Source organism: Peribacillus simplex (genome assembly GCF_001542915.1).
Lineage (GTDB): Bacteria > Bacillota > Bacilli > Bacillales > DSM-1321 > Peribacillus > Peribacillus simplex_B.
In genome coordinates this window covers 726,815-739,981 of record NZ_LNNH01000012.1, presented here as the reverse complement: position 1 = coordinate 739,981, position 13,167 = coordinate 726,815, and the positions used below count along the sequence as shown (strand labels likewise).

The 13,167-nt window shown below is 40.6% G+C and carries 12 protein-coding genes; 9 read left to right on the top strand and 3 right to left on the bottom strand.

Annotated elements, in window-relative coordinates; all coding sequences use genetic code 11:
- Window positions 1-126: 126 nt before the first annotated feature.
- A complete protein-coding gene (locus AS888_RS08640) occupies window positions 127-1,359 on the bottom strand; it encodes a Gfo/Idh/MocA family protein (RefSeq protein ID WP_061141726.1) in 1,233 nt (410 codons plus the stop codon).
- Window positions 1,360-1,676: 317 nt separating this feature from the next.
- On the opposite strand from AS888_RS08640, the gene AS888_RS26375 reads away from it, so the two are divergent.
- From AS888_RS26375 to treR, 8 genes are all read left to right on the top strand, one after another.
- Entirely contained in the window at window positions 1,677-1,838 is a 162-nt protein-coding gene (locus AS888_RS26375) for a hypothetical protein (protein WP_155645423.1), read from the top strand.
- A gap of 93 nt (window positions 1,839-1,931) precedes the next feature.
- Entirely contained in the window at window positions 1,932-3,329 is a 1,398-nt protein-coding gene (locus tag AS888_RS08635) for an MFS transporter (protein ID WP_061141725.1), read from the top strand.
- A gap of 243 nt (window positions 3,330-3,572) precedes the next feature.
- On the top strand, window positions 3,573-4,253 hold the full coding sequence (locus AS888_RS08630) for a transaldolase family protein (protein WP_061141724.1): 681 nt from the start codon (window positions 3,573-3,575) through the stop codon (window positions 4,251-4,253).
- Window positions 4,254-4,331: 78 nt separating this feature from the next.
- Window positions 4,332-5,027: a DUF4867 family protein gene (locus AS888_RS08625; protein ID WP_061141849.1), complete on the top strand. Its 696-nt coding sequence runs from the start codon at window positions 4,332-4,334 to the stop codon at window positions 5,025-5,027.
- 333 nt (window positions 5,028-5,360) lie between these two features.
- The gene (locus AS888_RS08620; RefSeq protein WP_061141723.1) at window positions 5,361-6,470 is read left to right on the top strand and encodes a DNA alkylation repair protein; all 1,110 of its coding nucleotides are present in this window, start codon (window positions 5,361-5,363) and stop codon (window positions 6,468-6,470) included.
- 230 nt (window positions 6,471-6,700) lie between these two features.
- Window positions 6,701-8,152: a PTS system trehalose-specific EIIBC component gene (gene treP, locus AS888_RS08615; protein ID WP_061141722.1), complete on the top strand. Its 1,452-nt coding sequence runs from the start codon at window positions 6,701-6,703 to the stop codon at window positions 8,150-8,152.
- A gap of 82 nt (window positions 8,153-8,234) precedes the next feature.
- Window positions 8,235-9,917 carry an alpha,alpha-phosphotrehalase gene (treC, locus tag AS888_RS08610; protein ID WP_061141721.1) on the top strand — a complete coding sequence of 561 codons (1,683 nt, stop codon included), beginning with the start codon at window positions 8,235-8,237 and terminating at the stop codon, window positions 9,915-9,917.
- 15 nt (window positions 9,918-9,932) lie between these two features.
- Complete coding sequence (gene treR, locus AS888_RS08605; protein WP_061141720.1) at window positions 9,933-10,646, top strand: trehalose operon repressor; 714 nt, start codon at window positions 9,933-9,935, stop codon at window positions 10,644-10,646.
- A 128-nt stretch (window positions 10,647-10,774) separates the two neighbouring features.
- On the opposite strand, the gene AS888_RS08600 is transcribed toward treR, so the two are convergent.
- Window positions 10,775-11,128 (bottom strand): DMT family transporter, encoded by a 354-nt coding sequence (locus AS888_RS08600; protein WP_061141719.1) that lies wholly within the window; start codon window positions 11,126-11,128, stop codon window positions 10,775-10,777.
- Between the two features lie 28 nt (window positions 11,129-11,156).
- On the bottom strand, window positions 11,157-11,486 hold the full coding sequence (locus AS888_RS08595; RefSeq protein WP_061141718.1) for a DMT family transporter: 330 nt from the start codon (window positions 11,484-11,486) through the stop codon (window positions 11,157-11,159).
- Window positions 11,487-11,941: 455 nt separating this feature from the next.
- Between AS888_RS08595 and dnaN the strand changes: the two genes are divergently transcribed.
- On the top strand, window positions 11,942-13,078 hold the full coding sequence (gene dnaN, locus AS888_RS08590) for a DNA polymerase III subunit beta (RefSeq protein ID WP_061141717.1): 1,137 nt from the start codon (window positions 11,942-11,944) through the stop codon (window positions 13,076-13,078).
- Window positions 13,079-13,167 lie beyond the last annotated feature (89 nt).

Below are 13,167 nucleotides of genomic sequence, written 5' to 3'. Positions count from 1 at the left end.
ACCCCTTTTGTCTACAAACTGAATGCGGCACTACCCGTATAAAGGGCAGTGCCGCATTTTCATGCTCCTCTGTATTACAAGGTTCTTGTGACCACCAAACAATAAATGGGGGATGCACCAATTCAATTAATTAGAGACAGTCGCTTTCTCATTATGAACTCTCTTTAACAATTCATCAATGTATACTACTTTTCCTGTTTTAATGGACTCTTCTGCTGCAATTCCGACGACAATGGACCAAAAGCCTTCTTCAACAGTGGCAGTCGTGGTTGAAACGCCTTCCATATTATCAATGAAGTATTTGTGCTCATAATATGTTCCGCCATTATGTCCACTGCTTTGGATAACAGATGGATAACATGGAGTGGAGATTCTTGTAGGTTTACTTTCACCACTTAAAACTTCCAGATGTGTATTTGGCCGATTCACCGGTAAAAAATCATCGTTTTCATAGGCTCTAAGTCTTCCTCCATCTCCACATATCGTAATTTCTTCATAAAACATAGGAGAAAACATGCACAAATTAAAATTCGTGTTCACACCGTTTTCATAGACGATATTGACATTTGCATGATCGATTACATCAGATTTTTGTTCTTTATATTCAAAATCGTTAAAATTGACAGCGCTTCCTCCGGTTGCATAAACGAAAGAGGGCTTGGATTGAGCCAATAAGTTTAAAAGGTCAAAATAATGACAACATTTTTCAACGAGCGTACCGCCTGAATATTTAGAGAATTTATTCCATTGGTTTACTTTATCCAGGAAGGGAACTCGATGTTCTACAATGCTGATTGTTTTAATATCACCAATTGATTTTCGCTCGATCGCTTCGTGAATGGATTCGTTGTAAATCGCTTTGTAACGATATTGTAGGCCGATTTGAAAGATCCCTTTATAACCATCGGCAAGTTCTTTAATTTCCAATGCATCAATTAAGTTTGTAGCCATTGGTTTTTCTAGTAAAATATGCTTTCCGGATTTGACCGCTTCTCTCACAATCTCAAGATGGGTATAATTCGGCGTACAAATAATTAGTCCATCTACTTGTGGATCATGACAAGCTTCCTCAAGAGTCCGATACTCCACTAGATCATGTCCAGGGAAGTTTTCCGAGAACATCCTTTTCGTATTTTCAATACTTTTCTTATCTAGATCATAAATGCCATGAATGGTTGCTCTTCCCTCCAGCATGGTAACTTTTATATGCTCATGACCTATCATCCCGGCACCAATCACGTTAAATTTATATTTTTGTTTTTCCTTTTTAAAAATGTATTTATCTTCTTCGGATAAGTAATCAACATTTAAAAAACTCGAGAAAAAATTACTGTTTAATTCTTTTCTTTTTGTACTCATATCAAAAACCTCCATGTAATTTTGTTAATCATCAATAGTTTCCATCCCTTTTTTCATGTTCCTTCGGATTTCACTGGTAATCCATAAATATGGAGCTAGCGGTAACCCAGGTAAACATAGTTACCTTTAAATAAAAATCAGTATCTTTGTTCATTATAAGAATACGTTTACAGAATTACAAGGGATGATTATAAAAAAAAGAAAAATTCTGAAAAAAACGTTCCAGTGCCGCGAAAGAGGTTTTAGGAACTCTGATATGAAATATTGATAGAGGATAGGCAAGCAGTCAGGCCAAGAAGATTGAATTTTTCAAACAAATGAAAAAAATATATGGAAAAGGCTTGCTATTTTGTATGCGTTTTCATAATATAATAAAACATAATAACTTTTTCAAAAAGATAGTAATGTTAGAAAAGAGTTTCTCTAAAACGATGGAAGGAGCACATGCCATGGAAGATTTTCAGCTGACAAGAACGTGAAATTTGAGTGCGCATTTCTTATGAAGGGTTCGTGACGATTAGACAATTGACATTTCTTTAATTTTAAAAATGGTATTTAAAAGGAGAGAACGTATGGAACAATCAGTCATTCAAAACATGGAACGTCCAGTTGATACTTCTAAGAAATTAAAGCTTAAGGAAAAAATAGCATACGGAATGGGGGATGTAGGAAATAATTTTTTATTTGATCTAGGTCAAATCTATTTGCTTAAGTTTTATACGGATGCACTTGGACTGCCATCAGCAACAGCAGGGTTAATCTTCTTAATTACAAAAATATGGGACGCCTTTGCCGACATTACTGTAGGCACTTGGGTGGATAATCGAAAAAAAATTGGTCCAAAAGGAAAGTTCAGGCCGTTTATCCTTTACACGGCAGTACCGTTAGCCCTCATTACAATCGTTAGTTTTACCAATCCTGATTTTTCACTCACTGGAAAAATGATTTGGGCTTATGCAACCTATATGGCATTTGGTACCATTTATAGTATTTCGAATATTCCTTACGGTTCAATGGTTCCTGCCATGACCAAAGATCCTGTAGAAAGAGCGGAGTTGGCTGCGTTTAGGCAAGCAGGATCAAACATGGGCCTATTGATTACTACGGTTGGGTTCATGCCTATCGTTTTACTTTTCAATAGTGAATCCACTGGATACATAGTGGCGGTATCGGTATTTGCTTTTTTAGGTGTACTATTGCAACTATATTGTTATAAGAATGTTAAAGAAAGATATGTGTACGAGAAGCCAAAAGAAGCTCAGGTGAAACTGAGTGAGAGTTATAAAGGGTTGTTAAAAAATACCCCTCTTTTGATCCTTTGTTTAGTGAACTTGTTTACTTTTTCAGCTTTCAATGTAAAGCTCGCAGTACAAGTATACTATTGCCAATATGTATTGAAAAATGTTTCAATCGTTCCTTACATGGGCTTTTTCAGCATTGGCTGTGTGTTTATAGGTGTAGCACTAGTTCCGTTCATGGTTAAAAAAATCGGAAAGAAATACACGTATATACTTGGTTGCGCAATTTGGGCAGTTGGCGATTTATTAGCTTATATTTTTGCTGATAATGCCGTAATATTTATCATTTTAGCTTGTTTTGCCTTCTTTGGAAGTGCATTTGTCAATAGTTTGAACTGGGCATTCGTTTCTGATGCGGTTGAATACGGGGAATGGAAAACAGGCAATAGATCGGAAGGTGTGGTTTATTCATTCTTCACTTTCTGTCGCAAATTATCTCAGGCTCTCGCAGGTTTTATCCCAGGTATTGTTTTAGGGCTAGTCGGGTATGTGCCCAATGCCGTGCAAAATGCCAATGTGGTAGAAGGGATTAGAGGGCTTATGTTCATATATCCAAGTACATTGGCCATGGCAACCATTATTGTTATGGCATTCTTTTATAAACTATCTGATGATAAATACAATAATATCGTAAAAGATCTTAATGAGCGTAAATCAGGTATACCTATGTAAAAAGTAATCAAGTACTTGACTGCCGGATTAAACTGTGATGATTTAAGTTGAAGGGCCCGTAATGTTGGTATAGTGTAGCTTATTTTACATTAAAACACGAACGGGCACTTGGCATAAAAAAATTTACTAGAATTTGTAAAGAAAAAGCTTGAAAGATAGCAAACTTTTTTTTATTATAGAATCAAAGGTAGTGACATTTTGTAAAACGTAGATACGTTTAAAACACATGAGGAGGAATAAAGTATGAAATATTTTTTGGACAGTGCCATTATGAAGGAAGTGCGTTATGCTTATGAAAATTGGGCCATCGATGGGGTAACGACGAATCCTCGCCACATCATGTCAAGCGGTAAACCATTCCTTACCGTGTTAGATGAATTAGGAAGCGAATTTAAGGGCGTTGAGAACTTTCCTATTTCAGTGGAAATTAATCCTCATTTAGACGATGCAAAAGAAATGGTTGAAACAGGAACGAAGATTGCACAATTGTCTTCCAATTTCGTCATTAAAATTCCGTGTACAGAACCAGGTTTGATTGCGGCGAGGGAATTTGAAAAAGAAGGCATCCCTACGAATGTCACGCTTGTTTTTTCTCCTTCCCAAGCCTTGCAAGCTGGAAGAATCAAGGCTAGTTTCGTATCGCCTTTCGTTGGATGGAAGGAAAATAGCGGGGATGACACGACTCAATACATTCAAGATATCGCAAATATCTATAAAACGTATCATTTCGAAACTGAAATTATCGTGGCCGCTTTGCGGAATGGCAAACAAATCGTTGATGCCGCTAAAGCAGGGGCCCATATCGTGACCTGTGGCTTCGATGTTTACAAGGAAAGCTTCCATCACGCATTTACTGATTATGGATTGGATAAATTCCGCAATGCCTGGGACAACACAATTACGGAAGCACCAGTATTGAAATGATAATAAATAACGTTGAAAGGTTCCTCATGGATGTTAATTTGAGGGCCTTTTAAAATGGAAGAAAGGAGCGGGGTGACCTTGTCAAAGTATGAAGTGATTAGAGGTTTAAATAAACATATTTCCATTTTCCATGTTGAAGATAGCAGGTTTGCACCATACGGTAAAATAATCATTGGGTATGATTTTCAAGAGCTGCAAACATATATGAAAGAAATGGAGATTCCTCAAGTTCATAATGTCTATATTCCTTCAGTTTCCGATATGGAAAATACGAGCGTGAAAGAACGGATTCAAACTGCCTTTTATGGAGAGATGCCGATTCAAATTGGATATTGTAATGGTCCGAGCTCAACGCTGAATGGTTTAGAATATCATAAAGGCAGTGAAATCAACATTGCGGTGACAGATATGGTTCTTCTATTGGGAAAAGTACAGGATATTCACGACAATAGTTATGACTCTACAAATGTAGAGGCGTTTTTTATCCCGAAAGGAACGGCGATAGAGTTATATAGTACAACCTTGCACTTTGCCCCGTGTAAAGTAAACGAAGAAGGGTTCAAGACAATCGTTATTTTGCCGGCCGGCACAAATGAGCCATTAAATCAGGAGATAAAAAAAAGAACGGAAGAGGATAAACTATTATTCATGAAAAATAAATGGCTGATTGCTCATCCTGAAAGCAAACAATTGGCAAGTAAAGGTGCATATGCCGGAATAAATGGTGATAATATTTCAATTTTCCATGGGAAAAATAAAATAAAAATCAAATAACTAACTTCATAGCTGCAAAAGAGGTGGGAGCTTTATGTCCCGCCTTTTTTATGTTCTCCAAAGCTTTCTATAAGGAAAATCCGGAAGTAGGCCGAATTAATTTCAGTTTGGTCGGAAAAAAGGAGAAGAAGGCCGAATTAATTCAAGTGGGGTCGGAAAAATGGCGAATACGGACAAAGTTATTCCATGCAATACCGAGATAGCGGCGAAGACGACCCGAATATTCCAGAACAGGATCAAGTCTTGCGAAGGCAGCAGGGTTGTTACTCAATGGAGAAAAATGCTATGGTGGATGGATGAGGTAAGAAAACATGAGGAAAAGAAGTGAAATAAATGGCTGAACCATTGAAGGATTTATATAGTGCTGCTTTCATCCGTGAATTCAGTGAAAAAGTGAGAAACGTCCATCCCCCCTTTTCTGCTCAATCTTTTCGAGAAGATGTGATGAATGAGGAATGGGATGAGATGAAGTTGAAAGAGCGAATCAGGCATATTTCGCTTACACTGGGAAGGCATCTTCCGAGTGATTATCAGGAGGCCCTGAATATCTTATATCAATTGGAAAAGGATTGTGAAGGCTTCAGATATTTATTTTTCCCGGATTTTGTTGAGGTGCATGGGTTAAGTAAGGAGAATTGGGCCCTGTCGCTTGAAGCCTTGGAGCGTTTTACTGTTAGGTCTTCTTCTGAATTTGCCGTGCGTGCATTCATCCTGCTTGAGCCCGTGTTAATGATTGCGAAGATGAAGGAATGGGCACAGAATGAGAATGAGCATGTCCGCAGGCTAGCCAGTGAAGGATGCCGGCCGAGGCTGCCTTGGGGACAATCTTTACCGATGTTCAAGGCAGATCCGCAGCCGGTTCTGGAACTGCTGGAAAGCCTGAAAAACGATCCCTCGCTCTATGTTCGTAAAAGTGTGGCCAATAACTTAAATGATATTGCCAAGGACCATCCGGCTGCCGTCATTCAAATTGCCAAGCGCTGGCATGAGAGCGGGGACGACCTTACGAATTGGATCATCCGGCGAGGCTGCAGATCACTTGTCAAACAAGCGAATCCCGAGGTGCTGGCTATGTTTGGTTATGCGGATGTATGGAGTGACCCGACGATGGTAGCTGCGGCTTTTATTGAAAATGAGCCGGCTTCCATTAAGATCGGGGAGACGAGTGAACTTCATTTTGGCTTTCAGGTGGAAGCCATCAGTACAGTGAAGCTTCGGATTGAGTACGCCATCGATTTTGTGAAAGCCAAGCAAAAAACGTCCCGAAAACTGTTCCTGCTGGCAGATAGGAATTTTGCAGCTGGAGAGCGCGTTGATAGAGTGAAAATTCACAATTGGAAGGATTTAACCACACGCCGTCATTATGGGGGCCTCCACAAGATCTCGCTTCTTGTGAATGGAGTGGAAGTTGCAGAAACGAATCTCACGCTTACATTGTCATGAGCAAAACTGCTGTATGGCCCCTAATGCGAAAGAAAACCGTATGATTTTCAAACCTTTTCCCGGCGGAATTCGGGGAAAGGCTTTTTATTTTTCAAAGGATATAGGATGGTTGAAAAAAAAGTGGTTGACACACCTGTACGTACAGGATAAGATGAAAGCGTAACCAAATCTTGTACGTACAGGTTTGGGGGACTAATATATTTTACTTTCTAAGGAAGGGAAGTACTCAAATGGGTAAATACACAGAACCAGCAGGGGATTTGCTCCAATATGTCGGAGGGAAAGAGAATATCGCCACGGTTACGCATTGTGCGACAAGAATGCGATTCGTACTGAAAGATACAGCAAAGGCGGATGTAACGAATATTGAATCAATCAAACTAGTAAAAGGAACCTTTACACAAGCCGGGCAGTTCCAGGTCATCATCGGCAATGAAGTATCATCCTTTTATAATGAATTCGTTTCGATAGCCGGCTTGCAGGAAGCATCTAAAGAAGACGTGAAAGCGGCAGCTAAACAGAATATGAGCTGGCTGCAGCGCTTGGTTGCCCATCTTGCGGATATTTTCACACCGCTGATTCCAGCCATAGTCGTCGGGGGCCTCATTCTTGGTTTCCGCAATATCATCGGGGATATTAAAATGTTCGATGATGGCACGAAGACGCTTGTGGAGATTTCCCAATTTTGGTCAGGGGTCCATGCTTTCCTTTGGCTGATTGGTGAAGCTATATTTCATTTTCTTCCAGTTGGGATCACGTGGTCCATTTCGAAGAAAATGGGCACCACGCAAATTCTCGGAATTGTCCTTGGTTTGACGCTCGTTTCTCCGCAGCTTCTTAATGCATATGCAGTGGCAGAGACAAAAGCAAGTGACATCCCGTTTTGGGATTTTGGCTTCGCCCAAGTCGATATGATCGGCTATCAAGCCCAGGTCATTCCGGCGATACTGGCAGGCTTCGTTTTAGCTTATTTAGAGCGGTTCCTGAGAGATCGAGTGCATAATTCCATTTCCATGATCGTCGTTCCATTTTTTGCTTTGCTTCCAACCGTGATCATTGCCCATACCGTTTTAGGGCCTATCGGCTGGAAAATCGGCACAGTCATTTCATCAGTTGTATACTCTGGTCTGACTTCATCGTTTGGCTGGCTATTCGCTGCCGTTTTCGGCTTTGCGTATGCACCGCTTGTCATCACCGGTTTGCATCACATGACAAACGCAATCGATTTGCAGCTTATGAGTGAATTGCACGGAACGAACCTTTGGCCGATGATCGCTTTATCGAACATTGCTCAAGGAACGGCTGTACTTGCGATGATTTACATCAATAGAAAGGACGAGGAGGAAAGACAAGTGTCGATCCCAGCCACAATTTCATGCTATCTCGGGGTAACCGAGCCGGCCATGTTCGGGATTAACTTGAAATACGGCTTCCCGTTCCTGGCAGGTATGATTGGTTCAATGTTTGCTGGCATCGTATCCGTCGGATCTGGTGTGATGGCCAACTCCATCGGCGTAGGCGGGATACCGGGTATCCTTTCCATCCAGCCAAAACATATGGGAATGTTTGCAGTGGCGATGCTGGTTGCCTTCATCGTGCCGTTCATTTTGACCATCGTCTTTTCCAAACGGCCTCAAATGAACTTGAAAACGAGAACGAAACCAACGAAATTAAATGCGTAACCATGCAAAGGGGGAGGAGTCTCCCTCTTTTTTTTATCATACTGGCAAAAGGTCGTTTGAAATAGCAGAGGAGGATTTTACAATGAAGGATTTTAAAAAAAGCACCGTGTATCAAATTTATCCGAAATCATTCAAGGATTCCAACGGGGACGGCATCGGGGATATCAATGGGGTGATTGAAAAAATGGATTACCTCGAGTTACTTGGAGTTGATTATATTTGGCTGACGCCATTTTACCGTTCACCGCAAAATGATAACGGCTATGATGTAGCGGATTATACATCCATCGATCCAGCGTTCGGGACAATGGCTGATTTCGAGAGATTGGTGAAGGCTGCCCAATCAAGGAATATGGAAATCATGCTGGATATGGTATTCAACCATACATCCACAGAGCATGAATGGTTCCAAAAGGCATTGGCAGGCGATAAGGAGTATAAGGATTATTATATTTTCAAAAAATCGCCCGACAGCGAACCGCCTACGAATTGGATTTCAAAATTTGGCGGCCCAGCATGGGAATATGTAGAAGAATTTGATGAATATTACCTTCACTTGTTCGACCGTACACAAGCTGACCTTAACTGGGAAAACCCTAGAGTAAGGCAAGAAATCTATGATGTCGTTAACTTTTGGATGGAAAAGGGTGTGAAAGGGTTCCGCCTGGATGTCATCAATCTCATTTCCAAGCCCGGCTTATTCGAAAATGATTTGGAAGGGGACGGCCGCTGCTTTTATACGGATGGCCACAAAATCCATCAATACCTTAAAGAATTGAATGAAGAAACGTTTGGGAAAGAAGAAAAAGTGGTGACGGTAGGAGAAATGTCATCGACGACGATCGATCATTGCATCCAATATTCCGCGCCTGATGAAAAGGAGCTGTCCATGGTATTCAACTTCCATCATCTCAAGGTGGATTACATGGATGGGGAAAAGTGGTCCATTGCCGATTTTGACTTCAGGATGTTAAAGGAAATCCTCAGCAGCTGGCAATACGGCATGCAAAAAGGTAACGGATGGAATGCACTCTTCTGGTGCAACCATGACCAGCCGCGAATAGTGTCCAGGTTTGGCAATGATGAAGAGTATCAAAAGCAATCGGCCAAGATGCTGGCAACAGCGATCCATATGCTCAGGGGAACGCCTTACATATATCAAGGCGAGGAAATAGGAATGACGAATCCGAAGTTCACCAAAATTGAACAATATCGCGATGTCGAATCGATTAATTATTTCAATATTTTAAAAGAAGAAGGAAAAGATGAAGAAGAAATAATGGAAATTCTCCAAGCTAAGTCCCGTGACAATTCCCGGACACCGATGCAGTGGGAACATGCGGAGCATGCCGGCTTCACGACGGGGACGCCTTGGATTGAAGTCCCAGATCATGCAAAGGCAATCAACGTTGAGCATTCACTGAGCGATCAAGATTCGATTTTCTATCATTACCAAAAACTAATATGTTTACGGAAGAAACATGATATCATTGCATATGGGGAATACCAGGAAATCCTTGGTGACCATCCCGAATTATTCGCTTATATCCGCAGTCATGAAGATAAGAAGCTCCTTGTCATCAATAATTTTTATGCAAAAGAAGCGTTTTTCGAGATGCCAAAGGATGCAAACCTGTCCGGCTTCAAGTCAGAGCTTCTAATTTCCAACTATGCCGATTCAAAAGAGCTTGCTGATCAATGTGTGCTGCGGCCCTATGAATCGGTGGTCTATTTGTTGGTAAAGGGACAGCCGGTTAACAAATAATATTGTGGTGATGAAATGAACAGCAAATACCTATCACTATATGGTGATATCGTTACAAAGATTGAAGAAAAAACTTTTTCCGCCAATGAAAAGCTTCCTTCCGAAAGCAGCTTCATGGAAGAGTATGGTATTTCAAGGGATACTGTGAGGAAGGCTTTGAATTTACTCGAACAAAATGGGTATATTCACAAAATCAAGGGCAAGGGATCTTTCGTGCTCGATATCAACAAATTCAATTTTCCTGTGGCAGGATTGATTTCCTTTAAGGAAATGGCGGAGAAGCTGAATCTGCATTCCAAAACGATCATTCATACGCTGGAGCTTGAGTCCCCGGACTCAAACATGATGAAGCATCTTGACCTAACGAAAGATCAGGAAATATGGAAGGTTTTTCGGATTCGGCAAATCAATGGCAAAAAAATCATCCTTGATAAAGATTATTTCAATAGTGAGCTTGTCCCTAAGCTGACAAAGGAAATCAGTGAGGATTCGATTTATCGATATATCGAGGGAGAACTGGGGCTTCAGATTGGATTTTCGAATAAGGAAATCACCGTGGAGCCATGCAGTGACGAAGATAAACAGCTATTGGATATTGAAGACTATGATATGGTCGCCGTCGTGAGAAGTACTGTCCATTTAATGGATGGAAGTTTGTTTCAGTATAGTGAATCCAGGCATAGGCCGGATAAATTCAAGTTCACCGACTTTGCACGGCGGACTTGGTAAAGACTTCAGCCGTATATGCCCAATAGTTCAAGACAAAAGGGGGTTCGGAATTTAACATTTCCGAACCCCCTTTTTACCTGTCAAATTCCGCCTTGAGTTGGTCATTTTGTACCTTTCATCTAGCTGTTTCATTCAGTTAGAGATGATTTCTTTGTTTGCTTCGAAGAATGGGAAGCGTTCAATAAAGCAACTCCGCCAATGATTAAGATTAACCCGCCTAACGTAAGTGTACTAAAGGGCTCATCCCAGAGAATAACGCCTATCAATGCAGTTAAAGCGGTGCCGATTCCAGACCAAATGGCATAAGCCAAGCTTAACGGAATCGTTTTAAGACATAAGGATAGGCAATAAAACGCCGTTCCGAAGCCCAGGATAACCCCTAATGTCGGGAAAAAATTAGTGAATCCATCAGATATCTTAAGCATGGTCGTCCCAAATACTTCGGTTATGATGGATATCCCCAGTGCCATGTACCCTTTCATTCCATTACCTCCAATATAATTAAAAACGTTATTGAGAATCACCAGCAGCAAGCTTCAAAATGACGACTCCGCCAATGATCAAAAGTAAACCTATGAATTTTTTCAGATTGAAGCTTTCTTTATAAACGATTACCCCCACTAAAGCTGTTAAGGCGGTTCCAATGCCGGACCATATCGCATACGCCGTTCCAAGTGGAATGGTCATGAGGGATATGGATAGGCAATAAAAGGCTAAACCCATTCCGATTATGACACCCAAGGAAGGGAAAAAACGTTTAAATCCGTTCGATCCTTTTAACATGGAGCTGCCAAACACTTCACTTACAATCGCTATTGCCAAGAATGCATATGGATACAAAATGATCTCCTCCTATATTGCTGTTCATGAATTTTTAAATTACTTTCTCAAGCATCTTATCATCTAAGGGAGCCATATAAAAAGTCTCGCAACAAAATGTAACATTCTATCATCATTCAGCATGTCACAGCGGTTCACATGCTATCTTGCTTCCCTATTCCTTTTCGATGCTGTTCATGGGCAATCTATCATTTCCAAGAACTGAATGAATCTTCCATGTTTTTGCTGCAGCTCTGCTTGAAGAAGCAAGCTAGTGCTCAATATATCACATAATAGAGTGCATAAGAGAAGGAAACACCAAATGAATCAAAACTGTCTGAGTGGTGTTGTCAACTCCGATGTGATGAAAGCCTAACTCGTGCTGCAAACTTTGTTTGTAAAAAAGGTCAAAAAGGGGTTCTTAGGAAATTTGTCGAATAGAGTTTATAAACGAATATCAAGGAGTGGTTTTTCTTATGGAATTTATGGTTAACAAAAACTGCCTTCATCAAGCTCTTTCAGCTGTCGGGCATGCAATTTCCACAAAAACGACACCATCCATTTTAACAGGGATAAAGATAGTCGCAAATGTGGATGGATTAATCCTCCTAGGCAGCAATTCAGACATTATCATCGAAAAAACCATTCCAGTTACGCTTGGCGGTGAAAGAGTATTGGAGGTGTATGATAAGGGAAGTGTCGTCTTACCAGCAAAATATTTACGTGATATCATCCAAAAATTATCCGATGACATCCATATTAAGCTCAACGCAAACCATTCAGTAACGATTAAATCGGCTGAAATCGTTACTGATCTTAATGGTTTCAATTCGACAGAATATCCTGATCTTCCGTTCATTGATGATTCCGCATTCATTGAGGTACACAGTGAAGGATTGCAGGAAATCATTAAGCAGACGGTTTTTGCCGTATCCAAAAGCGAGTCCAGGCCTGCACTGGCAGGAGTCAATATGACATTCAAGGAAAATTTGCTTTGTTGCGTGGCGACGAATTCGCATCGCTTGGCGTCAAGCGAGCTAGCGTTAGAGACCAAAATAACTGGTTCGTTCATCGTCCCAAGTAAGAGCCTGAATGAGCTGACCAAATTAATGAATGATGAAGCGGGTGTCGTACATATTTTTGTTTCAAAAAGTTACGTGGGATTCAAATCAAGCCATATTTCACTTTTTACCAGGTTGATAGATGGCAGCTATCCTAATGTATTGGAAATGCTGCCAAGAGATTCGAAAACGACCATCATCATGGACACTAATAAACTAGTAAAAGGAGTTGATAGAGCCTGTCTCTTTGCTAGGGATTGCCGAAATAACAATGTACACTTAGATCTCTTGGAGGGCAATGGATTACAAATTTCTTCCAATTCAACAGAACGAGGGAAAATAAAAGAAATCCAAACTATCAAGGGCATAAAAGGTGAAGGAGAAGTAAATGTTTCACTTGATGGATATTTCTTATTGGATGCCTTGAAGGTGATAAAGGAAAAAGAGGTCAAACTAAGCTTTGGCGGAGCCATGAAGCCTGTCCTAATCGAGCCTGTCAATGGTACTTCACAGCTTCATCTCATTTCACCTGTAAGATCACCATCAGCTTGATGTGTACATAGGTGCACGCTTGCATTTTAATAAAGTAAAAGATGGATACCGCCTATTTTCGCCACGGTATCCATCGTATAAATAATCAA

Excerpts from the sequence above, each read along its gene's own strand:
- AS888_RS08620 (WP_061141723.1), top strand. The coding sequence starts at position 5,361 with ATGGCTGAACCATTGAAGGATTTATATAGTGCTGCTTTCATCCGTGAA.
- dnaN (WP_061141717.1), top strand. The coding sequence starts at position 11,942 with ATGGAATTTATGGTTAACAAAAACTGCCTTCATCAAGCTCTTTCAGCT.
- treC (WP_061141721.1), top strand. The coding sequence starts at position 8,235 with ATGAAGGATTTTAAAAAAAGCACCGTGTATCAAATTTATCCGAAATCA.
- treR (WP_061141720.1), top strand. The coding sequence starts at position 9,933 with ATGAACAGCAAATACCTATCACTATATGGTGATATCGTTACAAAGATT.
- AS888_RS08600 (WP_061141719.1), bottom strand. The coding sequence starts at position 11,128 with ATGAAAGGGTACATGGCACTGGGGATATCCATCATAACCGAAGTATTT.
- AS888_RS08640 (WP_061141726.1), bottom strand. The coding sequence starts at position 1,359 with ATGAGTACAAAAAGAAAAGAATTAAACAGTAATTTTTTCTCGAGTTTT.
- AS888_RS08630 (WP_061141724.1), top strand. The coding sequence starts at position 3,573 with ATGAAATATTTTTTGGACAGTGCCATTATGAAGGAAGTGCGTTATGCT.
- treP (WP_061141722.1), top strand. The coding sequence starts at position 6,701 with ATGGGTAAATACACAGAACCAGCAGGGGATTTGCTCCAATATGTCGGA.
- AS888_RS26375 (WP_155645423.1), top strand. The coding sequence starts at position 1,677 with ATGAAAAAAATATATGGAAAAGGCTTGCTATTTTGTATGCGTTTTCAT.
- AS888_RS08635 (WP_061141725.1), top strand. The coding sequence starts at position 1,932 with ATGGAACAATCAGTCATTCAAAACATGGAACGTCCAGTTGATACTTCT.